The organism is Candidatus Finniella inopinata, assembly GCF_004210305.1.
Classification (GTDB): Bacteria; Pseudomonadota; Alphaproteobacteria; order Paracaedibacterales; family CAIULA01; genus Finniella; species Finniella inopinata_A.
On the sequence record NZ_SCFB01000015.1, the window covers coordinates 37,075 to 60,903 of the forward strand.

Genomic DNA, 23,829 nt, shown 5'->3' on the forward strand with positions numbered 1-23,829 from the left:
TGATTAATGACACCTACCAACCAGCTTATTCTGCCCTTGGCGCCGTCCACCAATTTCAGCCGCCAGGCGTGGATTCAAGATGCCAGCAACCAACAGGCCGCCGCCTGGGTCAACCAGTGGCCTGACTGGCCCGCGCCCCGCATCGTTTGCGTGCATGGAGAGGAGGGGAGTGGGAAGACCCATCTGGCTCACTTATGGGCAGATCAAGCTAAGGGCGTACACATGGACGCCACCCAGGCAGCCGAAAAAAGCCCCTATGAGACCTTTACGACCAAACAACCCATCGCCCTTGATGATGTTGAGGCTGTGGCCGATCAAGAATGGTTATTTCACTTTTACAACTTCATTCAAGATACTGGGGGGTCGGCACTGTTGTTGGCCACCACCCCCCCCAGTCGTTGGGGTGTCACTTTGCCAGATTTATCCTCGCGCCTTCAAACCATAATCAGCGTTGAAATTCTGCGCCCGGACGAGCACGCCTTAAAGGCCATCATGATTAAGCAATTTCGGGATCGCGGCCTGATCGTGAAGCCCGAAGTCGTTGATTATTTGTTGAAACTGTCTGAACGATCGTTTGCACAAACGAATCGGTGGGTCCTTGAATTGGACAGGGTGGCCGCGACCAAAGGGCGGTCAATCACGATCCCTTTAATTCGGGAAATTTTTGCCAGCGAGAGTGCGGTATAATAATACCACATCCTGAAATTCCATATAAACAAAGCCTTACAGAGGTTTTTTTGTTGCCAAATAGATTTTTTCCACCTATAAATGACACAGAGAAATTTAACGTTTTAAAGAAAAATGTATACACCTTCTACACGCACACAAGATGTGGACAAGAAATGGCTGCTAATCGATGCACAAGACCTGATTTTGGGTCGTTTGGCAAGCTTGGTCGCGATGCGCCTTCGTGGCAAACATAAACCCAGTTACACCCCCCATGCGGATGATGGCGACTATGTCGTGATTATCAATGCCGAAAAAGTTAAACTGACAGGCAACAAATTGGCTGATAAGAAATTTTATTGGCACACAGGCTATGCTGGCGGAATTAAAGAACGCGCAATTGGCCAAATTTTGGGTGGGAAATATCCTGAAAGAGTTTTAATTAAAGCTGTTGAGCGTATGGTCCCTAGGGGTCCTTTGGGACGCAAAATTATGAGTAACCTAAAAGTTTACAAGGGTTCTGAACACCCCCATGCTGCCCAACAACCAACATTATTAGACATAGCTGCGATGAACCGCAAGAACGTACGGAGTATTTAACCATGACGACTGAAAGAGTTGGTCTAGAAGATTTAAAAGTTGCCGTTAAAAAAGCAGCTTCTGTTGACAAAGAAACCACGACGGTTAGTGAATCATCGGCAGAGGTACGGACACCTAAGATTGATGCTCAAGGGCGTTCTTATGCCACTGGAAAACGTAAAAATGCAATCGCCCGTGTGTGGATTAAACCGGGGATGGGTAAGATTTTGGTCAATGGCAAAACCTTTGAACATTACTTTGCACGCCCTGTTTTGCAAATGATTATCAATCAGCCTTTCAAGGCGGCTAATCGGATCACCCAGTACGATGTTTGGTGCACCGTTGTTGGGGGTGGATTATCAGGCCAGGCCGGCGCTGTGCGTCACGGTATCAGCAAGGCGTTGACCTTTTTCGAGCCGGATCTCCGTCCAGCCTTAAAGCAGGGTGGATTCTTAACACGTGACAGCCGTATTGTTGAACGTAAGAAATATGGTCAAGCCAAAGCGCGTCGTCGTTTCCAATTCTCGAAGCGTTAATACTGTCGTTTTTCAGATTGTTTTTAGAACTCGGTCATTTGGCCGAGTTTTTTTTTGGTGCGCCAAGCATGGTGCAGAGGTCCTTATTGAAGAATAAGGACGCTATAGTTTAGGTGGTGAGAGTCCACTGCACGCCGTGGAAGTCGGAAGTGCGAGTCTAGGCAAGGGTGTCTTCCGCGAGGGAGAATCTGAAGGAAGCCGACGACGCAACAAGGAAGTGACGAACAGGAACTGGATAAAAGGCTGCTATAGCTGGGTAACACGGCCTTAGACGGAGATGCCCAATAACTGACCGCAAGCGTATAGCAGTAGATCCAGCACTGACCTTGGGAAAGACCTGCATCTTACCTTGGGAGATCTCTTATCCTGTTTGTTGAACGCAAACTATTGGTTAAGTGATTAATCAAGAGGGGATAAGAGAAGTCAGCAGAAGGCGTATTAGGCTGAGTTAATCAGCTGAAGGCCTGAATCAGTTAAGCCAGAGAAAGTCGTTGAAGACTCTTTAAGATGGAGAGGTAGGAAGATGAGGAAACATCACCAACGTCCGGACAGATTTCAGCGTATGAGACCTGAAGGGAGCGAGGTACAGCAAATCTTGAAGGCGTCAACAATGGATGAGCCTCTGACAGAGTATTTGATGGAAAAGGTTTGTGACCCATCAAATTTGAACCGAGCGTACAAACGTGTTAAAGCAAACAAAGGAGCCGCAGGGGTTGACGGGATGACAGTTGATGATCTGTTTGGCTGGATTGCGAAACACAAAGAGTCACTTATAGAATCGTTAAGGACAGGAACCTACCAACCATCTCCTGTATTGGGGGTTGAAATTCCGAAGCCAGGGAAAAGCAAGGAAACCCGGTTGTTAGGGATTCCTTGTGTGGTTGACAGGCTTGTCCAACAGGCTATTCTTCAGGTATTAGAGCCCATGTTTGATCCAACATTTTCAGGGTCAAGCTACGGATTTAGACCTGGCCGAAGTGCGCATCAAGCGCTGTTAAAGGCGCGAGAGTACGTACAGGCAGGATATGACATCGTGGTTGATATTGACGTTGAAAAATTTTTCGACCGGGTTAACCACGATAAGCTCATGTTTAGGCTTTCAAAGCGGGTAGGTGACAAAAGACTGTTAAAGATCATCCGACGCTTCTTAGAGGCGGAGATGCTGAGACAGGGGATTTGCATTGAACGGATAGAAGGGCTGGCCCAAGGGGGACCTCTCTCACCATTAATGTCAAATCTTGTGCTAGATGAGCTGGACAAGGAGTTAGAGCACCGAGGACACAAATTTTGCCGATACGCAGATGACTGTAATATTTACGTCAAGAGTTTGCGAGCGGGGGAACGTGTGTTGCAATCGGTGAAAGATTTTCTTGCAAAACGTCTGAAGCTGAAGGTTAACGAAACCAAGAGTGCTTGTGCTTCTGTTGAAGAGCGCCAGTTTCTTGGGTATCGACTTCTGAAGGAAGGGAAGGTTATAGTTGCCGAGCACAGTTTGAGTCGTATTCAAGACAAGGTGCGGTGGATTACCCGTCGAAATAGGGGGGTTAGCTTAGAAACAGTAGTATCTGACCTAAATCAAGCCCTAAGAGGATGGGGAAACTATTTTCGACTAACAGAATGGCCTTCACAGAGGAAAAGCTTGGATGGGTGGATACATCACAAAGTACGGTGTTATCGACTTAAACAGCGAAAGAGACCCTTGTCCATCGCTAAATTCCTCATGAGCTTGGGTGTGCCTGCTTGCAGTGCATGGCCTGTAGCAAAATCGGGGAAAGGATGGTGGCGGTTATCTCTGAGTATCCCGGTTCATCATGCTATGGATAACAATTGGTTCAAAGAAATAGGGCTTATAAATCTAAGATCCATGAAAGCTGTGGTAAAAGCTTAACTGAAACCGCCGTATGCGACATCGCACGTACGGTGGTGTGAGAGGACGGGGTCGTGAGGCCCCTCCTACTCGATCTCCAACCACAACCAGGCTATCATGAGGGACGTTAAAAATTGGTTAAGGTGTTACAGCAATCTCAAAAGTTGTATGCATAAACTATCCTACCAACCCCATCCGGGGATAACGACGCCTTGAAATGTTTTTATGATAAAGCTTTTCGTTTCATCGCTTTGATAAATAGCGACAAGTTTTTGAATGCGGCTGTCTTTTTCTTGTCCAATTCGAACAGTAAGAACATTGGTGTAAGGCGTATCGGGGGACTCTATTGCTAAGGAGCTTTTCGGGTCTAATCTAGCCGAGACAACCCAATCGGTATTAATAACTGCAGCAGTTACGTCAGGCAATGTCATCGCCAGGGTAGGCGCGTCAAGTTCCTTAATCTTAAGCTGCTTGGGGTTCGCCATAATATCCAGAACCGTTGGGTTTTTAACTGAATTCAAGCGGATTAATCCAATCTGTTCTAAAAACTGCAGCGCACGCCCAGCATTGGTGGGGTCGTTTGGGATTCCAATAACAGAACCCTCTGGCAGATCTTTAGCAGATTTCACAGATTGAGAATAAAGTCCCATAGGCATAAGAACCGTCTTAGCGATACTGTGAATTTTATACCCACGGGCTTTGACTTGTTCATCAAGAAAGGGCTGATGTTGGTAACAGTTAACATCAATCTCACCTTGGTTCAAAGCTTCATTCGGCAACATAAAGTCATTAAATTCAATAATTTCGATGTCTAGGCCTTGCTTTTTCGCTTCACTTTTCACGTGTTCCATAATACGTGCATGGGGCCCCGCCGTAACGCCCACTTTTAATGGTTGCTCAGGGGAAAGAGAGGTCCGGGCAGGCTTTCTTAAAACCCCAAAAATCCCCACTCCAATAACTAACAATCCAAGAAATATAAACCAAAACTTCTTTGTCATTTTGGTTTCCCTGCTGATTGACAAGAAGCATTCTTTAAGGTTGTTTCAAGACGCTTTTTTTGCTCATTACTTAATTGTTCTTTTTGAAGAATAGCCAACTGTTCACAACAACCCTTCATGTCTTCTTTCTTCATCTTAGCTTCAGCCAAGCCTAGCCTTGCATCGATCATCAAAGGGGTTTCTAATTTACCTGTCAACGCCTGAGAGAAAGCCTCCTCAGCGTCGCCAAAATTTTTCATCTTCAGGTTAATATCGCCAATGTGCAACCAAGCTTTATAGGCATAAATATCTTCAGGGTACTCCCTTGTAATACATAAGAACGCTTCTTTTGCTTTACCAAATTCGCCTTTGTTTAACAAACCAGATGCCTGATTATATTGGGCTGTTGCAGGCGAGTTAATTAGGGTGGGTGCATTCTCAGAAGCCTTTTTGGTGGCATCAGCTTCAGCCTGAGTTCGAGCCCCCTCTAAGGTCGAAGAGATGGCAGCAGGTGTTGCATTCCTTAAAGCCGACTCCAGAATTTTGACGCGTTCATTCAATTCATGTAATTTTTCAAGCAATACATTATGACGTTCGATATCTTCTGGCAATTGGGGCCCGCCATCAGCATTTATTTCCGTTGAGGTCGGTAAAGGGGCCGATTGCTCGGTCGCATACAAGACCGACGAACTGGCAAAAAAAGCCACAAAAGCAAGGAAACAATGCATATTTTTTATCCTTTAAGTTAAGTTCGATAAGAATTTTTGGGCGCGTTTTGATAGTAAATCACCACCATCTTTAGCGAAAAATTGGCTGGCTGGCAAATCATCCAGTATGACCCCGTGATCCAAGAATAAAATATGATCCGCCACTGCCTGGGCCAACCGCATTTCGTGGGTAACCAGGACGATAACGCGTTTTGGATTCCTCACCGACAAAATAATGTCACCCACATCTTTCACCATTTCGGGATCAAGCGCACTTGTTGGTTCATCAAACAACATAATGGCCGGATCTTTCATCAGGGCCCGGGCAATAGCAACACGCTGTTTCTGCCCTCCTGAAAGGTTAACCGGATAGGCCTTATCCTTTGTTTGCAAACCAAACTGTTGCAACAAGGCATACGCTTGTTGCTCGACCCCAGCGCGATCAAATCCCTGGCTTAAAGGGGCCAGCGTCAAATTTTCTAAGACAGTTATGTGGGGAAACAAATGAAAAGCTTGAAAAACAAAACCAATTTCTCCTGCAGCCAAATGAGATAAATCCCGCCCAGCGAAGTCAACGCTGCCAGAATCGGGTTTATCCAGTTGAGCCAAACACCGCAACAACGTGGTCTTGCCACTGCCAGAGGGGCCAATAACCGCCGTGATTTTGCCTAGTTTCGAGGAAAAACTTAAGTTATTTAAAACCGTAAGCTCGCCCGAGGTTTTGATAAGATTGCAACACTTAAGCATGGGCCCAACGCTTTTCTAGTCTGTTGGCCATAAAACTGATGATCATCACCATGACAAAATAACAACTTGCTGCGATCATAAGGGGTTCAAAATATGAGAATTTTTCACCCGCAACATTTTGTGCTCGTTTTAATAAATCAGCTTCACCGATGGTGGCAACAAGAGCCGACTCTTTTAGCAAGTTAACCATTTCATTCACAAGGGCCGGCAGAATATTGCGAACAGCTTGGGGGAGAATGACTTTGATCCAGGTCTGCAAAGTTGAAATGCCTAAAACTTTTGCCGCATCCCATTGGCCGGGATCAATACCTTGAATGCCTGCGCGAATAATTTCAGAACTGTAGGCGGCTGAGTTTAAGGAAAAGGCCAAAATACCAGCTTGAAACGCCGAAATGGAGCATCCAATCACCTGAGGCATTGCATGAAATATAATCCCCAACTGTACCAACAAAGGGGTTCCCCGAAAAACAGCTGTATAGGCGGCTGATAATTTTTCAAGAACCAATATATTAGAAAGTTTCCCAATCGCCAAAATAACACCTAAAGGCAACCCACATAATAGCGAAACAACCGCAAACTTCAAGGTAACGGTTATGCCACCGGCTATATAAGGAAAAGAGGTGTAAATAGTCTCAAAATGCAACATAGAATTTATCAAACATTCTCAGTAACGCTATTCTGACAAGGATTTATCTTGCCATTTTTTCAATATTCCGTTATCCGTCCACTTTTTCAATATTTTATTAACGGGCTCTACTAAAGGCGACCCTTTAGGGAAAGCGATGACAAATACGACTTCTGTTTCTTTAAGAGGAATAATTTTTAAATCTAAGACCGTTTTGACGATTCTATCCGCCTCGCTAATTCCCATAACAAGGACATCGATGCGTCCTGCCTTAAAGGCTTGAAGTAAATCTGGCACCTTCGCCAAAGACATCACTTTCAGATCCTTTGTTTTTAAAGCCCAGTCTTTTTTAACTGTTGCTTCATAGATCGTTCCTGATTGAACACCAATCGTTTTCCCAGTCAAATCAGCCACTGAATTTATGGCCGAATCTTTGGCCGCAATCATAACGGCGTAAGAACGGTAATAAGGAATACTAAAGTCAGATTTTTCCAATCGTTCTGGTGTGGCCGTTATATTGGAAATAGCAAGGTCAATGTTTTTTGTTTGCAAAGCACCAATTAAACTTTCAAAAGGCAAATCCTTAAAAACACATTCCTTATCAAGTTCTTTTGCAATTTCGCGAATCAAGTCCACTTCTAACCCAACAATTTGACCATCTTGATAAAATTCAAACGGAGGATAGTCTGCTGATGTTCCCACCACAAGCTGACTAGCAGGTTTTTCTTCTCCACAAGCAGTCAAAAGAAAACCGCATAAAAACAGACACAAAATACGCTTCATGGTAAAGGGAACCTCAATAAAATTAAGAATTCTAAATCGTCTGGAGGCCGGGACCGGAGTCGAACCGACGTACAAGGATTTGCAATCCTCTGCATGACCACTCTGCCACCCGGCCAGATTTTCTAGGGGCGTCCCTAGAAGCTCGATTTTTAGAACTTCATTTTGACGGTATAAAGATATAAACTGTTGGTCAAGTCTCTTGTTGGTTTTAAAGGTAAATTTTGCCCGTTTTCTCGGCACCCGAACAAAAAAATCGCTTTGAATCTTCAAACACTGCACCGGAAAAAATGATTTGGGGTCAACTGCGTCCCCATATTATTTTGCCCAAACCCTTAAAGCATGCTTTTGCAAAAGTACCGAGGCCCCTCTTTGTGCCACCGTCTCACCAGGAATGCTGTTATCACGATGATCATATCCCTTTAACAGAGAAAGGACCCCATCAACGTTTCTTGCTGTCCCCCCTTTTGCTTAGTAAATTGCTTGTCCACGCGGACCTGGAAATGATTGCCCATAAGAAGGTGTTAATTTTATCTGGAGGGACAGGTTACAGCGCTGCCTTGTTTGGTCAAATGGAAGCTGATTGTCTTATGGTTGAAACGAACAATGACTTGGCAGATCAGGCCAGAGAAAACCTGCAATCCTACACAAGGGTTATCGTAGAATCTTCTCCCTCGCATTTGATCAATGAGCTTTTGGACGAGCAGCTTTTCGATATAATTTTTATTGATGGGGGAGCGGTTCAAACTATCCCGCAATTCTTGATCGTTCGGCTTAGACCCAGTGGATTTTTATTGGCTTTGCAGTCAAAACACCCATCAACTACAAACGAATTGTGTTTGTGTTATGGAATGCTGGTCCCTCATACAGGGCCAGCATCGATTTTATTTGACGCCTGGGCACCTTTGAATCAAGAATTCACCGATAAACCTTCGTTTTGTTTTTAATATGATTCGCTCTCTAACTCCCAAACAGTTGCAAGAAAAGATTACCGATCTCAAGAATATTTGCGTTGTGGATGTAAGGCAAGATTGGGAATATAAACTTTGCGCCCTTCCCGACAGCTTGCACATCCCCCTTATGGAATTGGATGATCGTCTTGAAGAAATTCCACCATCACATACAATTGTGGTTATTTGCCATCACGGCATTCGAAGTCAACAAGGGGCCTTACAGTTGATAAAGGCTGGCTTCAAAGAGGTTTTTAATCTGACGGGGGGAATTGATGCCTGGGGGAAAGAGGTTGATCCCTCTATCGGCTTTTATTGATTTTTTTTCGCGTTTCCCTTTAAGATACAAAAAACTCGTTTGGTATCATCACATTCATGTTTAAAAATAAGAACTTTTGGGTTGGCATTGTGATTGCGCTGGCAGTGATGGTGCTTTATAAGGTAACGCAATTCAATAAGAAGCCGGCAGAAATTTCGCCACAAGAAAATTTAACCCTGTGGGATTTGAATTATGTCCCCACCAAGCCAATCATCCCGTTAGAAGACTTTGATTTGTTACTTATTAAAGTGCAGGGGGACGACAATGAACAGCCGGTGACCACAAAGTTTTCAAGCTTCAAGGGTCAGCCCGTTATCCTTCATTTCTGGGCCACATGGTGCGGCCCCTGTGTGGCTGAACTGCCCAGCTACAATCAATTTGGCAAAACGTCTAATATTGTGAATATTGCTGTTTGTGTTGATAAAACACCCCCATCCCAGGTGCGTCTATTTTGCAAGTCTAAGGGGATTGATAATTTGAAGGTTGCCGTTGATCAAAATAGCATCTTGGCCAATCGATTCGGCGCCAAAGCCCTACCAACAAGCATTTTTATTAATGCCCAAGGTCAAGAAATTGGCAGAATCACAGGCATGGTCACTTGGGAAAATAAAGCAGCTGCCAATTTAATCGAGAAACACTTGGTTGGTGGTGCCATCCGTTAGATTGAGGCAACGGGGTCAATTAAGAACACAGACTTACCCGCCAGATTTAGTATCAACAATTTTCTTAAGGTTCTTTAGATCATTGTCACTAAAAACAGATTCTTTATATGTTTTCCTGTGGGCAGTAAATAATTTTCTTCGATCAGGCGAACCTGGATGAGTATTAAAAAATTCAGGCACCCAAGACTTTGATGTTTTTTGCTCGGTAATTTTTTTAAAGAACTTTTCCATACCTTTTGTAGAAAGCCGAAGTTGTTCTAAATATTTTATTGCACCTTCATCTGCCTCCATTTCGTTGGCTCTTGAGAACTGCAGAAAATAAAGAACAATACCTGATTCCGATAAAGTTCCCCCAGCAACGATTGTATCCAACAGACTTAAAAATGATAGTTTTATGTACGATGCTATACAGTGGCGATATTTCACATGAGTCATCTCATGGGCTAAAATTCCGATAAGTTCTTCAATAGAATCAGCATTCTCAATAAGCTTGGAATAGATGATAACTTTTTTGTTCGGCAGAGTTACGGCATTTATCTGTTCGTTTTGCAAAATTTCAATTTCTATCCCTTGCAAATCTGGGTCAATTGCCGTGAAAGCGTCTTTAATTTTCTTTAAAGTTGGCTCGTTAGAATCGTTGGCTATAGATGTAAGATTACGAAAATGGATAAGTCTAGCTTCTTTCTCCAACCATGGTTCAATACTGTTTGGAAGCAAAAAGACCAACGAATCCATAAACAGCCATAAGGCTGCAAAAAGACCAATTATTCCATAATATATAAAAAAAGAACGCGAGACCCAGGCCGATTTTACTTTTTTTAGATTTGTTAATACCTTGAGTATCAGGCGCTGATCGTCAGCGGCTTCAACGGCAATGTAAGCGTGCTTTTGAAGGGATTCGCTGGTTAGAAAAAGCTTGGTTTTAGTTTTTCTCCAAGCAATTTTTTCAAGATTGATATGTTTATCATTGTATTTAATGCAAAATTTCGAATTTTCATCACATAGCAGAGTACAATTCTGACTTACCGAGCATTCTCCATCAAAAAATTCTACTTTAAAATACATTTACCAACTCCTGGCTTCTCTTTAAAAGTCAGCAATATCGAATAATGCTGCTAAGCCATCCCGCCCACTTGTTTCATCAGTCGACTGCTTAGCTGACAAATCAGCTTGATCACCTTCGAGATCATAATATTTCTGCATAAACTTTAAATTGCGATAGGAAACATAAGGCAATGCCATGCCAAGGCTGAAAATAGTGATTAATAAATTAGCCAACATATATCTTAAAAGTTGAAACACTGTATAATTTGCTTTAAGCCTTACATTTTGCATAGACAAATGGTTCGCAGCATACCGGATACAGTAAATCGCGAAATATAGTCGCGACATAAAAAAAGTTGGTATAGCAAGAAGCAATGTTAAATAGTTCATCCTTTTTAAATCTTGCGAATTTCCGGTAAAATTTAAAGGAACATCCCCCCAAGAAGTATTCTCATACATAAATTGACTTTTCTTGATAAAATAGATGTGGTCCTTAAAACCAAGGGTTATTATGGACTTAATAAAAAGGCTGAAAGCCAGATTGGCATAGGCTGTGCGTGCCCCTTTTAACGAAAAACGAATACCCTGCCAAGTTGTGCGTGAATACAAATATTGATGTTTAGAGTAGATCGCAAATTCAATGATCCAAATCAGTCCAAGAAATTGTAGAAAATAGAAAAATCCAAACAGAACATCAATCACAATTTTTTGTTCTGCCCCCAAATACGTAATGAGCCAACCCACTAAATTCTGGACAATAATAAAAAGAACATAAAACGGTATCACCCGCAGAAAAGCTTTTAAAAGTTCACTTGCAGTACCGTGATAAATAAGGGGGTAGTTAAATATTTCAAAATGCGACCATATATATGATCGCAGGTTCGTTTTTCCCCAAAAACGATAGATTCCAAGTGTTAGTATCGTTAGCACCAAATTTTTAAAGCTTATTCCAAGGTGACTACTAACTTTTCCATTATATACAATATTCATGATCTAATTTTGCAGAGTTTTTATTTCATGTATAATATATTATTGTAATTAAAAAGTCAAGTTATTCTGCAATTATTTCTCGTAAATTAGAATCCTCAGGCTCCAGAAAACTTTGGCACAAGATGTTCTTATAAACCCCCGTTAGGGACGTCAAATCTTCAATCACCAGATACTCGTCTATCTGGTGGGCCTGATCACTAATCAGTCCAAATTCGATCACTGGGCAAATATCTTTCAAGAACCGCGCATCAGATGTGCCGCCCGAGGTATCAAGCTTGGGCGTTAAACCAGTAACCGTTTCTATGGCCTTAACGACCGCCTGTTGAAGGCCCTGGTGGTTGCTCATGAAAGATTCACCACTGATAACGGGTTCCAACGTCCATTGCAGCTGGGGCGAAAAGGTTTTGCTGACCATTTCTTTAACAGCCTGCAAATAATCGACCAGCCTCTGCCCCGTGTGCAATGAATTGAATCGAATATTGAAACGGGCGCTGGCTTGATTAGGGATAACATTCGTGACAGGATTGCCCACATCAACGCTGGTCACCTCTAAATTAGACGCCATGAAATGGTCCGTTCCTTCATCCAATGGCTTCTGCAACAATTGCATTAAATACCCTAGTAAAGCGGGAATGGGGTTCACGGCAAAGTGCGGGTAGGCGACGTGACCTTGTTTCCCCGTCACGGTGACTTTTGTGTTCAAACTGCCCCGACGGCCGATTTTGACCATCTCGCCGAAAATTTGTGGGTTGGTGGGCTCGCCAACCAAACAGGCATCGATAATCTCGCCTCGGCCTTTTAACCATTCAATCACCTTTTTGGTACCAAAGGTGGCTGGCCCTTCTTCATCGCTGGTTAACAACAGACTGAATGAACAACCGGGCTGGTGATTTTGAATGACATCGGCGACGGCTGAAATAAAGGCCGCAATCGCACCCTTCATATCAACGGTACCGCGCCCATAAAGCCGCCCGTCTTTTATGTCAGCCCCAAACGGATCCACCGTCCAGCGAGCAAGATCCCCAACGGGGACAACATCCGTATGACCGGCAAAACAGAAATTGGGGCCGCTGTTCCCCCATCGTGCATAAAGATTATCGGTGGCCAAAGGATCATTTTGACCGAAAGGCAAACGATGGCAGACAAAGCCCAGGGGCTTCAAATACCCTTCGATGATATCAAGACAGCCAGCGTCTTTCGGTGTAACGCTTTCACACCGAATCAGTTCCTGACAAAGGGAAATGGGATCAATCATGGGAAGGTCCTTTAACATCTTTTTTAAATACAGACATAATCTTTTCAATTTGAGCCGGGTCATTTGTGATGACCCCAAGTTCCCGACTCTCTTTGAAAGACGGTTCGTAAAAATTCAGCGATCCCAGATACATTACTCTGTGATTTTTATCATTTGCATCAATCACAACAATCTTAGCGTGAATATACAGGGCCTTCAGGTGAATGATTCCGCCTGCTTTTCGTATTAAGTCTTGATTAGGGATATTCGGATCATTCTTTTTACTAAACGGAAAGGGCACCATCATGATTTCAACTTTAGTCCCTTTTTTGGCTGCCGCGGCCAGCGCTTTGGCAACGTCTTCATCCTGGATACTTTGTTGATAAACGTGAATGGATTGTTTAGCACTTGCAATCATATCCAAAAAGAATTGCTTTTGAGTTGGTGACGGTCCCCATATAAGCTGAGGGTGCTGGGGTGTCGCTGGCTTGCCTTCTATGTCAGCATCAAAAACCGTGATCAGCTCTTTCACCATATCGGGATTTGTGATGGTAATTGCAAAATCTCTGGGGGCCACTTCTTGGATTTTTCCTTCAGCGTCGATAATGCCGTCGAACGATTCCTTATCAAGGTTGCCCGTGCTCACCATGGCCCATCTGTCATCAACGATGATTAATTTGTGATGAGTCTGCTTTAAGGGCGCAACAGGATAATAAGCCGAAATGGTCTTTCGACCTTTCACATGGTCCATACTAAAAGATGTGTTTTCAGTTTTTTCATGCCCAATAGGCTGCGGATCAACGAAAAGTTTGATGTGAATGCCGCGGTCAGCTGCATCGCATAGGGCCTTTAAAATCTCTGGATCCGCCAAGCGATAAGCCGCCAATCTGATTGTGTTTTTTGCATTAGCCATAGCGTCAAGCCAAGGTTTGCGTTGTGCATCGGGGAAAATGCAGATCCCATCGGTGTCCCAATTTTCAGGCAGGGACGGGAAGGCTTTGTCAAAAACCGGAACGAGCTCTTGTAAAGGGGCCTGGCTTGAAGCGTGACACCCTTTGTCAAGACATCCGCCGATCGCAAGAAATAGAAAGACAAAAACGCCAAAGAAGGACAAGGATTTTTTATTTATCATTTGAATATGACCAAAACAGCTAAATTAGTGAAGCTGTAGCATGCTCCATCCCTAAAAGCTATTCCGCATCTTCCTTAAATTCTAAAATATCGCCTGGTTGGCAATCCAAATGATGGAAAAACCGATTGCTGAATAAAAGTTTGGGGGACTTGGATGAAAAACCGTTAAGCTTGAAGCGCTAAGAAGCGAGTGTGAACAATTCAATCAACAGAATCCAAATAATCGATACAAAATATTTGTTCCAAAATTTATTGGTATTCCCTCAAATTTTATAATTGAAGCGCTTAGCCACTGACTTTTTTGGAATCGAGAATGTAAGAGGTCGTTGGGAAGGGATTGATGTCGCAATTAAAACGGAAAGAATCAAAGGGGCTTCGATTAAAAAATCTTTTTAAAAGTAAGACCAACTGGGTTCCTGCCCCTATGAAATCTATAAATCCTGATGACGGGAGCCACATTGTTGTTAACCAAAATGAGGGGTTGTCCGTATATTCACAGAAAAATCACCTAACAAGCCTATTAAGAAGCTCATTTTATGATATTTTTATGTTAATATATTTTAAATTTTTTTATTTTTAGCATTATAATGTTTTGTTTTCGTATTTTGTTGGCCTGTTGTTTTGTTTTTCCCAGTTTTGCATCTACCCAAGATCAGTCAAACACGAAGAAATCTGTAGACGTTTTTTTACGCACATTGAAAGAGGCTAGTTTTAAAAAGGATCAAACTTCCAAAGAAAAAGACAGTTCAGAGCAACCTTCAAAACATAATTGGACTATTTCGGTTGCAAAAAACTTCCCTCTTAAAAATTCCGTTAGAACAGATGAAACAAGCAAAAAGGACAGGGTTTTTTATAACCATTCCGAGTCAGTGGGGTTGGGATATGGCTATGAGTGGTTTGGGGCATGTTTCAACGTCAGCGGTTATCAGTATCGATACCCTTGGAATCCTGATTTCTCTTATTCGTTTGGGTATTACGATTGGGGACCTGGTGGCATATGTTTTGAATATCGCAATGACGGTGGCAATCGCTTTAATCCCAAGCCAACAGAAAAAGTTTCCGATTTGGATGCAGGGGGATGGTCTCTTAATTATCATGTGAGGATTCCAGACGGCCTTCAAAAAGCCTTAAAATTTAAAGCTGATAACCCTTTGGGTTTTTCAATCGGCGGGTCTATCGTAAAAAAATACTTTGATTCAGAATCAAATAAAAATAAAGAATTTAAACAAAAAATTAGTTTCTCTTTTTCCTATCAAATCACGCCTCCTTTAAGTTTTGGAATAGGGTTTGGAATGTATCTTGGGCATTGTAAACAACCTTGGGATTCTGATTTTACCTACCAACTGAGCTATAATATTCCCGTACCTCGGGGCCAATTGAATATAAGCTATGCAAATTATGGGCCGACACGATACCCTTGGAATCCACGGGAGGGGAAAACGCTGCTTGTTCCTGAAGACGGAAGCATTACGCTGTCTTGGTCCTGTAAAATCAACGAGCTTTTTAAAAGCACCAAACAATCATCACCCAAATAAAAGCTTACTTTTAGGGAAGTAGCGAAGAATAGTTCCGCATCCTAAACACGTCACAAACGTTGCCAAAATCCAACAGGGTAATAAAAGAATAATAGATGTTCTGTTCCCGATAATAATAGGATGGAGAAAACTTAAAACGAAGCCATGAAGGAAGTAAATAATAAACGCCTTATCACTGATGAATGCTAAAAGGTTCGCTAAAATCTTAGGAACAGAGCGCACACGCGAAAGTAATACAAAGGCGGAAATCGCAGCAATAGTCGTACTTAAACTGAATAATGAATAATTGTCATGGACTGTGGTGTGGGCTTTAAACGACGCGTACCAAACAGAGAAAAAAGTAAAAGACAGACCGATGATGTACAGCGCTGTCCAAACCCTAGAAGATCCAAAATCTTTCACAACGTGTGCAATAAAAGCACCAATAAGAAAGTACCCGCCATACCCAAGAAAGTAAGGTTGCTTAATCCATCCAAAAATTTCTATAGGGTAATGGATGGGGATACAGGTAATCGCCATCCAGATAAAACAAAAATAATATATAAACGTGCGTTGGTTCGAAAATCCATCAAAAAGAGCTTTGAAGATAGGTAGAAAAAGATACAAACCCATCATCATATAAATAAACCAAAGATGCCCCATTTCAGGTTGGTTAAAATTTAAACCAAAAGGGGACACTTTTTCTCTCCAAGCCACAAGGCAAAGATACACGCAGCTCCATACACCTAAGGGAATTAAAATACGCAGCACACGTCGCTTCATATCTTGAAAAGTGATGGTTCCATTGGGCTTAAGCAGTAATGATCCAGAAAGCAAAATGCATAAAGGCGACGAAATGCGTGACACCGAACCCCAAAAATGAGAGCACAACCAATCATTCAATGGCAAATCAATATAGTTCCTAACAAAGCCGTCGCTACAATGGCCAACAATCACCCCGAAACAAGCTAAGACTCGGCATAAATCTGCAAAAACCAACCGATTGCCTGTATTATTGCCCACGAATTATCCTTTTAGGTGATGTTGAAATTTAGTCTAATTTTATACAAATCCAACCTTATTTCCTATTCAATTTTAGAAAACATATTCTTTCTATCGCTGATACCCTGTTCCTTGGGCAGCGTACTTCATTTCTAAGCTATAGCCGTGACCTTACTCCTAGGAAAACGACTGTTTTAGTGCGTATCTTCAATAGGTGAAATAGAACCCAAAACAGGTTCCAACTCATCATAATAAGAGTTTTTATAAGATGATTTTATCCAATCCATAAAAATCTTTGTCTCCGTCGGGTTTGATTTTTGATACACGCCAAGCCAGTGGACCAAGGCTTTTTTTAGATTTTCTAAACTTTCAGAAAACCTGGGTTTGTTCAATTTTTGAAAATCATAAACACTTAACAAATACACAATTTTCTTAAAAGGCTTGAATTTAAATTTTCCGGCATAATCTTCTACATGTTTCGACAAAAAATAAATCGGCTTGCTGCCCCACGCTTGGGTGCCTGGAATATCTGGATCTATTGTCAGGAAGGGGTCTGCCTTCGCATAAGGGAATCGGCTTGCTGTCAACGTTTTGCACCACGTATGTGGCGTGCAAAAAAAACTAGGTCCTGTTGAATACATGACAGCAAACATAGGTGTTAAGGTGATTTTTTCCATATCGGCATGCGTGTCATTATAGTCTTTAGAAAAATTCTTATAAAATTCCAAGTCTGTTATGTGTTTTTTTACATGATCTATATAAGTATCTTTAATATCTAAAAGCTGATTTTCATTTAAGTGGTAGGCGATAACTTTATTGTTTGTCGTTTCCTGATTTTGTTCATGAAACGGAAATGTAAAAACTTTTTTCTCGTATGTACGTACACGATTGATAACCGTGAATAAATGGCTAAGGTTTTTTATAGAATCAAAGAAATTGTCATCGTTCATACCCTTTTCAGAAATTCTTGAAATCGTTTCCCAAAGGGATGAAGCTTCTTTTGTATCCCAAAGACAAAGCTCATCTACATCCATATAAAAAGAAAATTGTTGCGGGACTAATTGCAGCATCCTTAACACATCGCTTGCTATGGCCGGATTTCCATTAATACCATGTTCGAGTAGCAGTTTTATGACGTTGACGTCTTCCCTTCTGTTGTTATCCAGCAAATAGTTTACATAATTAATAATGGCTTGATCATGCTTTTTTGAATTGTATTGTAGGGATTTTCCCTGATTTGCAGCATCTAATATATCAATTTGATCTTCTAAGAAATAAAGTTTGAACTGGGGATAATTTTCTTTTATCCAGGTTAGTTGAGCCATATTGTCGTTATATGTTGGCTTATCTATGAAAAAAGAAATGAAAGAATGGGGGGTAAGATTTTTCATTCCTTCCAAGGCTGTCAGAAGGTTATAGTAAAATGCCGCATTGATTCTGCTACCGCCTATGACAATTGGTTTATCCAACGCCTTATAATACCCAGAGAACCATATCATGCATAATTTGTAAGGGTCGGCTTTGTCTTTTTCTATAAACGATTGTATTAATTTTGTATTGTCTTTGGAATTTGCTGTTTTACCAAGTTCTTGAGATAACCTTTTAAAAATCTCAGTCTGGGTTTTGTCGAAACCAAAAAGGGTGGTCATAGTTTTTTTATTTTGAAAAAAATACTGGCTGGCAAAAAACAAGGCCAACAAGGAAATAGCAATTGAAGCAATCTTAAAAAAACGTACAGCATTTTTCGACAAAAGATTCATAATATAATCTAAAATTTTATATCCTATCTGTATATTCTACACCCATTTTGAATTTTTGACACATTTTTCTATAGCCGTTGAATACCAACCAAATTCAACAAACGTTATATATCAACATTCTCAATTTAAACAGATTCTCTTTTTCTCTTTTTCAATCTTAAATATTTCTTAATTTTTTACAATTACCATAATTATGGGAGGGTATGTTCGGGATAGAACCTTTTTCAGGGGCATTCCATGACAAAGGGAAATTGGCATAAATTGATTTTTTGGATTTTAATAAATGGCAAATTGGGCAAAACGCATACTAAATTTACTGCGCGAGTCACTATGGGGCAGACGGGGAACCGCTGAAGTTTTCCCTAAAACAGCCCAACAAACGACTTACGCAATTGTCCTATTCCTAGGTGGAATTCTAATCTTACAAATCTTCCTGCCCATCAATATGGTCCCAAAATTATCTCATTTCCCCTTTTTCTCAAACCTAAACAACTCATTGCGTATTAAACAAAAATCGAAAGAACTCAGGCTTACAGACGCCGAAAGAAAAGCAGCTGAAACAGCGTGGGTATATTTTAAAAACAATTATAAGGAAAACACTGGACTGGTCAATGCTGTAGATAACTATCCCTCAACAACTCTATGGGATAGTGCCTCTTATCTTGCAGGGCTTGTTTCAGCACACCAACTTGAAATTATCGAAAGGCTTGAATTTGACCAAAAACTTACCAAGTTCATTGAAACCTTCAGAAATATTAAATTATTTCGCGGGATGTTACCCAATAAAGTTTACAACACCATCACAAAAGAGCCGGTTAATTACAAAAATGAACCTGGGGAAATCGGGTTCTCACCCCTTGATGTGGGCCGTCTGCTTATATGGTTTAAAATTATAAAAAGCTTGTATCCGGAATACAGCGCAGATATTGATCAAATCGTTGAGCAATGGGATTTTTGCCATATTGTAGACGGTCTTGGTGAGCTTTATGGAGCAGCCCTTAATGATAAATATGAATTGCGATACCTGCAAGAAGGGCGTTTAGGATATGAGGAATATGCCGCAAAAGGCTTTGAGCTATGGGGGTTTAATGTAAAAAAAGCGCTTAAAGAAGATAATGTTCATTACTCAGTTATCTACAATATTCCCATACCCTATGATATGCGAGATCCAAGAGTTCTAAACGCACACAACTATGTTGTTTCTGAAAGCTTTTTCTTAGATGGCATCGAGATGGGCTGGCACAGCATCGAAGATGAAAACCTAGGTCCTATCAATCTTTGGAATCTTTCTGCAGCCTCAAATATTTTTGAGGTTCAAAAAAGGCGCTATTTGAAAACAGGTATTATAACGGCACGATCAGAACACCAATTAGACAAAGATCCTTATTTCGTATATGACACGATATATTCTGACGGCTACAACTGGAATGTGATTACCTCTAAAGGTAAGTTTGTTCCAGAGATGGCTTCTTTTTGCACAAAAGCCGGGGTAGGGTTGTGGGCACTTTGGGATGATTCTTACAGTGATCTGATGTGGCAAAAAGCAACGACACTTGTTGACCCCAAGAAAGGATTTTATGAGGGATGGTACGAAAATGGAACGGGGCCAGTTAAGATTTGTACATGTAACACAAATGGAATCATATTAGAGTCACTTTTATTCCGCGTTAAGGGCCCGCTATTAGGCATTAAACCCCTTTTACCCACAAAATGGGAACACACCATAAAAGGAATGAAAAAATTGGATATTGATGACAACAAGAAATGTTGGCCAGGATATCCAAATAAGGCGGAATGTCTTTGTGTGGTTTCTCCTCCCCAACAACCTTCCTGTGCTGCCCCGCCTCCTGCCCCTGCACCAGCTAAAAAAGAAGAGCCGAAAAAAGAAGAACCAAAGAAAGCTGAAATATCCCCAAAGACAAAAACAGCCCCACCAACTATACCGGCCACCAAGACTTCGAAAAAGTAAAAGGATTTCTTATTTTTGATAGGCTGATGTAATTAAGGGGCCAAAACATTTGACATACAGGGCTTCTAAGATAACGCAATTGGTGTTCAAGGAAAGCGCTGTGTTTATCTTTTGGTCTTTTTCGTAAATTCCTGCGAACCAACCTTCTTCAGGATTTATAACCTGACCAATCAAATGATTCACCATGTCATTGGTATAAGGTGTTTCAAACAAAATAAACCACCCAATAGCTGCTTTTGTGCTGAGACTTCTATAGTCGTTCGCATTTTCACCTTTCGGCGTAAGGGTAACCCAGGGGTGTCCATTGATAACGACAGCATTGTAGACGAATTTGGGCCCTGCATCTACGTTATCTTCGGTGACGGCGGTATAAATTTTGGTTTTCTTAAATCGTTCTTCTTGCACTTTGTAGACACTGCAAGCAAGGTTTTGGGAAAACGCATTCCAACCAAATTCTAATCCTTCAAGGATATAAGGTTCGCTTAGGGTGTAGCTATCGGCTTTATGTGTCTTGGATGTCCGTTTATCGATGGGGACCTCGACACCATAGATATTCTGGAATTCCAAATTGTCTTCGTGTCGATTAGAAACCGGAGAATCCAACCCAATCAAATTCAAACAGCGCGACGCGTATTGCTCGTATCCCAACCGGCCTTCCTGACTGGATTCTAACATATCATTTTCCACAGAGCTTCCTTGCAATTGACCTTCCCGAATCAAATGATGTAGATCCCATTGTTTCAGAATTTCTTGAACCAAGGGCATAAACTGAGGTTCGTGAATCGAGATTACGTGCAGCGCCATTATAAGCCGAGACATATCCAACGCAGACCATCCTGTATTTTCTGGCTTCCAGGGATCTTTGACATGAACATTGATTAAGTTGTGCGTGTTATAGTACTTATGCGGCATTTTTTCATCGCTGAGGGAAAACTTTTTGATGCTGTTCAAAAGGCGTTCTGTGCGTTCTTGAAAAACTGCTTGATCGATCAAGCCAAGTTTGTGGGCGCAAAGCGTCCCAAGAAGCGTGGATGCCGTATCCCACAATGTCACAACTGGAAAGTCTTTCACAGAATCAACCATGCCCGTTTCGGGAACATAATTTTTTTCCATATAAGTCCAGGCAACTTTCGCCCATTTTTTTTCTTCATCAGTCAAAGGGCCCCGCCTTGGTTTAGGAATAACCAATGTTTTTTTAAGGGTATGGATAACAGATTCTAGGGAAAGTGATTCAAGGTAAATAACCAACCCGGCGGATAATAGGATACCAACGATAAGCAAGAAGTTTGAATTTTTAAACAAAGATTTCACGCAATAGGTTCCTTTTCCCAAGTCCAAATCATCCCAAGAACAAAACGGACCAGGATGATCAAGTTACATATAATCCATAAATAATTCATGCACAAAATTCCTATGTGTGAATAAGACAAGCCTAAAATCACCATCGTGATAGACCAAATAATTGCCAGGACACTCAAGCCTATGATAATAAGGTGCGGGCGCACAAGGTTCACAAAACGTTTTTCCACTCCAGGGGTTTTCGACGTGACATCAAACTCAACTGGTTTTTTCCTGATTGTGGAATAAAGAGCCTTGAGATGAATCCAAAAACACCCCAACGTTAGAACGCGGGCATGAAAAGTATTTCGTCCCCAATAGGCTATCATTTGAAGAAGTTCATTAGCGACTAAAAAAGGTATCAGTTTTTTTAGAACTTCAGGTGCTGAAACACCAATGGGACTAATCTCTGTAAAAAGATAAAATATGGGAACCAAAAAGAAAATCATTGACCAAATTGCGTTCAGGTAAGAATAAACGGTGCAAAAATAAAACATCCTTTGAAAAAAAGTTAACCCGGTTTTAAAAAGAATCCCCCCCTCTTTTTTTGCCATATCTAAGGTTCCAAGAGCATACCGATAAAGTTGTTTATGTCGTGACAAACCATCCTGCGGTGAAAGCATCTTGGACAAAACTTGTGGGTACAGAATGGATATCCATTTTTTAGATTTGTGAATTTCTAAGGACGTATAAATATCCTCTGAGATGTGAAAAAGAAAGGGCCTAAAGGCTTCTAAATCTTTATGATCTTTCCCAATCGAAAGGGCGTATGCTTTCGCGATTTCTAATAATGCTGTTCGCCTGTGAATAGAGCCGGCGCCACAACAAAAAGAAGCATTATGAGCATTTCTTCTGTTGAGAATAACATCATAAAAAATTGTGCCATCAGATAAAAAAGGATCGGCTAAGAACTGCCGCACCCCAAATACATGATAGACAAAAAGGCCCATCATCTTTCCGACGTATGGAAACAATTTTTTAAAATACGACCTGGGGTCAATACCGTCATGCAAATCATAAAACCATTGAGGAGTTTGAACCCAAGCAACTGATGGATTATCAAAAAAGCCAATCGTCTTTTCTAGAAAATCCGGGTACAGGCGTGTATCGGCGTCACAGACTATAATAAATTCTCCATTTGAATGATAAAGGCCATTGCTTAGGTTTCCAGCCTTATAGCCAACGTTATTTTGCCGTGAAAGGTATTCGACGGTCTCTTCAACGGCAATTTTTTCCATTTCAGGGCGATTCCCGTCGTCTAAAACATAAATGTTCACCTTGCTTAATTCTGAATAGGTAACCCGCTTTGCGTCTTGAATGCTCAGTCTGACCAATTCGGGATCTTCGTTGTAGGTTGCAATAAAAATATCAACTGATGGCACGAGCGTTCGCTTGGATTTTATACAACCGCGCATTTCTTCCAGTTCTTTTATAGGAATTTCTGTCCAAAGACTCATAATGAACAGAAACAGACCAAAATAGGCCATGGTTTCAGCAGTGATTAAGGCCAATGAAAAAATGGGTGCTTGGTCATTAAGGGAATAAAGCCATCTCCAGCCGATATAATGCCCCCCAAAAACAATGGTGATAATTCCAATAAGGCGGAAAACGGACTGAATATGACTTAGGTCAATTGGAGGGTTGGGCCGCATTCTTTCTTCATAGTTTTTAAAATAAAACGAGTTCTCAGAGGATTCGGATATAGGTTCCGATGGGTGGGCAGGAATGCATATTCCGCTAATATCTTTATTCATAAAAATTATTGACACAACATGGATTTTTTGACATTCAAATAGATGTAAGTAGGAATTAACTGCTGTTATTAAGACAAGAGTTGGTATGGTTACCCATAAGAAACTCATCTATTTTTATAAATTTTAAAATAATTTTAGATAAAAATCACTAAAAACATGAGGGGAATTGCAGAATTCCCAAAACAACAGACCTGCCATTCAGGATCTGGCGTAAATTTTAAGAATTTTAAATAGGAAAATTATATCTCTCATTAGGGCAAAAATCTGTCTTCTAAAAAGGGACAACCTCACAGATTAGTTGGCAGGATACTCATCGCCCCATTCTAATTTAGCGACTTTTTTATAACTAGGATCAGCTTTGCCAATAATTTCGCGCTTTAATTGCCCACCCGTGCAAACATCAATAACAATATGGCCTTGTCGCTTGATGGGTTTTCGAATAATTCGTGATTCGACCACTGGGGTCACCAGTCCAGATTTGGCCACCAACAAATAACTAAATTTCTCGTCTTCATACCCAAGGGTTCCCTTTTTGGCCGACTGATGTAACCCTGATCGCTGCAGGCGCACACTGAAATGGCACCAATCTTTTGTCTCAGTCAGCATGGCGATTGCACTGAAAATTAGTTTAGTATTCTAAAAATTATTTCCTAATTTTTTATTCGGCTTTTCTGCTGT

At 41.3% G+C, this 23,829-nt stretch carries 23 protein-coding genes and 1 tRNA gene; 9 read left to right on the forward strand and 15 right to left on the reverse strand.

The window, feature by feature from the left end; translation table 11 throughout:
- The first annotated feature begins 6 nt into the window (after positions 1-6).
- From EQU50_RS07440 to ltrA, 4 genes are all read left to right on the forward strand, one after another.
- Positions 7-687 (forward strand): HdaA/DnaA family protein, encoded by a 681-nt coding sequence (locus EQU50_RS07440; RefSeq protein ID WP_130154493.1) that lies wholly within the window; start codon positions 7-9, stop codon positions 685-687.
- Between the two features lie 114 nt (positions 688-801).
- Positions 802-1,266, forward strand: coding sequence for a 50S ribosomal protein L13 (gene rplM / locus EQU50_RS07445; protein ID WP_130154494.1), 465 nt, complete (start codon positions 802-804; stop codon positions 1,264-1,266).
- A gap of 2 nt (positions 1,267-1,268) precedes the next feature.
- The gene (gene rpsI / locus EQU50_RS07450) at positions 1,269-1,781 is read left to right on the forward strand and encodes a 30S ribosomal protein S9 (RefSeq protein WP_130154495.1); all 513 of its coding nucleotides are present in this window, start codon (positions 1,269-1,271) and stop codon (positions 1,779-1,781) included.
- Positions 1,782-2,304: 523 nt separating this feature from the next.
- Positions 2,305-3,669: a group II intron reverse transcriptase/maturase gene (gene ltrA, locus EQU50_RS07455; protein ID WP_207216274.1), complete on the forward strand. Its 1,365-nt coding sequence runs from the start codon at positions 2,305-2,307 to the stop codon at positions 3,667-3,669.
- Between the two features lie 161 nt (positions 3,670-3,830).
- Here ltrA and EQU50_RS07460 read toward each other — a convergent pair whose 3' ends face one another.
- From EQU50_RS07460 to EQU50_RS07485, 6 genes are all read right to left on the reverse strand, one after another.
- Positions 3,831-4,646: a MetQ/NlpA family ABC transporter substrate-binding protein gene (locus EQU50_RS07460; RefSeq protein ID WP_130154496.1), complete on the reverse strand. Its 816-nt coding sequence runs from the start codon at positions 4,644-4,646 to the stop codon at positions 3,831-3,833.
- Positions 4,643-5,353, reverse strand: coding sequence for a tetratricopeptide repeat protein (locus EQU50_RS07465; protein ID WP_130154497.1), 711 nt, complete (start codon positions 5,351-5,353; stop codon positions 4,643-4,645). The genes EQU50_RS07460 and EQU50_RS07465 overlap by 4 nt, the downstream gene beginning before the upstream one ends.
- 12 nt (positions 5,354-5,365) lie before the next feature.
- A complete protein-coding gene (locus EQU50_RS07470) occupies positions 5,366-6,079 on the reverse strand; it encodes an amino acid ABC transporter ATP-binding protein (RefSeq protein ID WP_130154498.1) in 714 nt (237 codons plus the stop codon).
- A complete protein-coding gene (locus tag EQU50_RS07475) occupies positions 6,072-6,725 on the reverse strand; it encodes an amino acid ABC transporter permease (protein ID WP_130154499.1) in 654 nt (217 codons plus the stop codon). Before EQU50_RS07475 ends, EQU50_RS07470 begins: the two co-directional genes overlap by 8 nt.
- A 27-nt stretch (positions 6,726-6,752) precedes the next feature.
- On the reverse strand, positions 6,753-7,562 hold the full coding sequence (locus tag EQU50_RS07480; RefSeq protein ID WP_130154500.1) for a substrate-binding periplasmic protein: 810 nt from the start codon (positions 7,560-7,562) through the stop codon (positions 6,753-6,755).
- Positions 7,529-7,602, reverse strand: a tRNA-Cys gene (locus EQU50_RS07485). The genes EQU50_RS07480 and EQU50_RS07485 overlap by 34 nt, the downstream gene beginning before the upstream one ends.
- A 106-nt stretch (positions 7,603-7,708) precedes the next feature.
- Here EQU50_RS07485 and EQU50_RS07490 point away from each other — a divergent pair.
- Genes EQU50_RS07490 through EQU50_RS07500 form a run of 3 tightly spaced genes read left to right on the forward strand, consistent with a single transcriptional unit; the run spans position 7,709 to position 9,415 of the window.
- Entirely contained in the window at positions 7,709-8,431 is a 723-nt protein-coding gene (locus EQU50_RS07490) for a protein-L-isoaspartate O-methyltransferase family protein (RefSeq protein WP_130154501.1), read from the forward strand.
- A gap of 1 nt (position 8,432) precedes the next feature.
- The gene (locus tag EQU50_RS07495; RefSeq protein WP_130154502.1) at positions 8,433-8,753 is read left to right on the forward strand and encodes a rhodanese-like domain-containing protein; all 321 of its coding nucleotides are present in this window, start codon (positions 8,433-8,435) and stop codon (positions 8,751-8,753) included.
- A gap of 56 nt (positions 8,754-8,809) precedes the next feature.
- Complete coding sequence (locus tag EQU50_RS07500) at positions 8,810-9,415, forward strand: TlpA family protein disulfide reductase (protein WP_130154503.1); 606 nt, start codon at positions 8,810-8,812, stop codon at positions 9,413-9,415.
- A 33-nt stretch (positions 9,416-9,448) separates the two neighbouring features.
- On the opposite strand, the gene EQU50_RS07505 is transcribed toward EQU50_RS07500, so the two are convergent.
- The 4 genes from EQU50_RS07505 to EQU50_RS07520 all read right to left on the reverse strand — a co-directional run bounded on the left by EQU50_RS07505 (position 9,449) and on the right by EQU50_RS07520 (position 13,815).
- Entirely contained in the window at positions 9,449-10,480 is a 1,032-nt protein-coding gene (locus EQU50_RS07505) for a M48 family metallopeptidase (RefSeq protein ID WP_130154504.1), read from the reverse strand.
- Positions 10,481-10,501: 21 nt separating this feature from the next.
- Positions 10,502-11,449, reverse strand: a complete 948-nt coding sequence (locus tag EQU50_RS07510) for a DUF898 family protein (protein WP_130154505.1) — start codon at positions 11,447-11,449, stop codon at positions 10,502-10,504.
- Between the two features lie 61 nt (positions 11,450-11,510).
- Entirely contained in the window at positions 11,511-12,704 is a 1,194-nt protein-coding gene (gene dapE / locus EQU50_RS07515) for a succinyl-diaminopimelate desuccinylase (RefSeq protein WP_130154506.1), read from the reverse strand.
- Positions 12,697-13,815: a phospholipase D-like domain-containing protein gene (locus EQU50_RS07520; protein WP_130154507.1), complete on the reverse strand. Its 1,119-nt coding sequence runs from the start codon at positions 13,813-13,815 to the stop codon at positions 12,697-12,699. Before EQU50_RS07520 ends, dapE begins: the two co-directional genes overlap by 8 nt.
- A gap of 586 nt (positions 13,816-14,401) precedes the next feature.
- Between EQU50_RS07520 and EQU50_RS07525 the strand changes: the two genes are divergently transcribed.
- Positions 14,402-15,349: a hypothetical protein gene (locus tag EQU50_RS07525; protein ID WP_130154508.1), complete on the forward strand. Its 948-nt coding sequence runs from the start codon at positions 14,402-14,404 to the stop codon at positions 15,347-15,349.
- Here EQU50_RS07525 and EQU50_RS07530 read toward each other — a convergent pair.
- Together EQU50_RS07530 and EQU50_RS07535 are read right to left on the reverse strand one after the other, a co-directional pair.
- Positions 15,338-16,351 carry an acyltransferase gene (locus EQU50_RS07530; protein ID WP_130154509.1) on the reverse strand — a complete coding sequence of 338 codons (1,014 nt, stop codon included), beginning with the start codon at positions 16,349-16,351 and terminating at the stop codon, positions 15,338-15,340. The genes EQU50_RS07525 and EQU50_RS07530 overlap by 12 nt on opposite strands.
- 173 nt (positions 16,352-16,524) lie before the next feature.
- Positions 16,525-18,021, reverse strand: a complete 1,497-nt coding sequence (locus EQU50_RS07535; protein WP_130154510.1) for a hypothetical protein — start codon at positions 18,019-18,021, stop codon at positions 16,525-16,527.
- A gap of 352 nt (positions 18,022-18,373) precedes the next feature.
- Here EQU50_RS07535 and EQU50_RS07540 point away from each other — a divergent pair, with 352 nt between their 5' ends.
- Complete coding sequence (locus tag EQU50_RS07540; protein WP_130154511.1) at positions 18,374-20,059, forward strand: DUF3131 domain-containing protein; 1,686 nt, start codon at positions 18,374-18,376, stop codon at positions 20,057-20,059.
- Positions 20,060-20,068: 9 nt separating this feature from the next.
- Here the strand turns inward: EQU50_RS07540 and EQU50_RS07545 are convergent, their stop codons facing one another.
- The 3 genes from EQU50_RS07545 to EQU50_RS07555 form a co-directional block, all read right to left on the reverse strand.
- Positions 20,069-21,370, reverse strand: a complete 1,302-nt coding sequence (locus EQU50_RS07545) for a DUF3131 domain-containing protein (protein WP_130154512.1) — start codon at positions 21,368-21,370, stop codon at positions 20,069-20,071.
- A complete protein-coding gene (locus EQU50_RS07550) occupies positions 21,367-23,151 on the reverse strand; it encodes a glycosyltransferase family 2 protein (protein ID WP_165380394.1) in 1,785 nt (594 codons plus the stop codon). The genes EQU50_RS07545 and EQU50_RS07550 overlap by 4 nt, the downstream gene beginning before the upstream one ends.
- Positions 23,152-23,445: 294 nt before the next feature.
- Positions 23,446-23,757: a small ribosomal subunit Rsm22 family protein gene (locus EQU50_RS07555; protein ID WP_165380395.1), complete on the reverse strand. Its 312-nt coding sequence runs from the start codon at positions 23,755-23,757 to the stop codon at positions 23,446-23,448.
- Between the last annotated feature and the right edge of the window lie 72 nt (positions 23,758-23,829).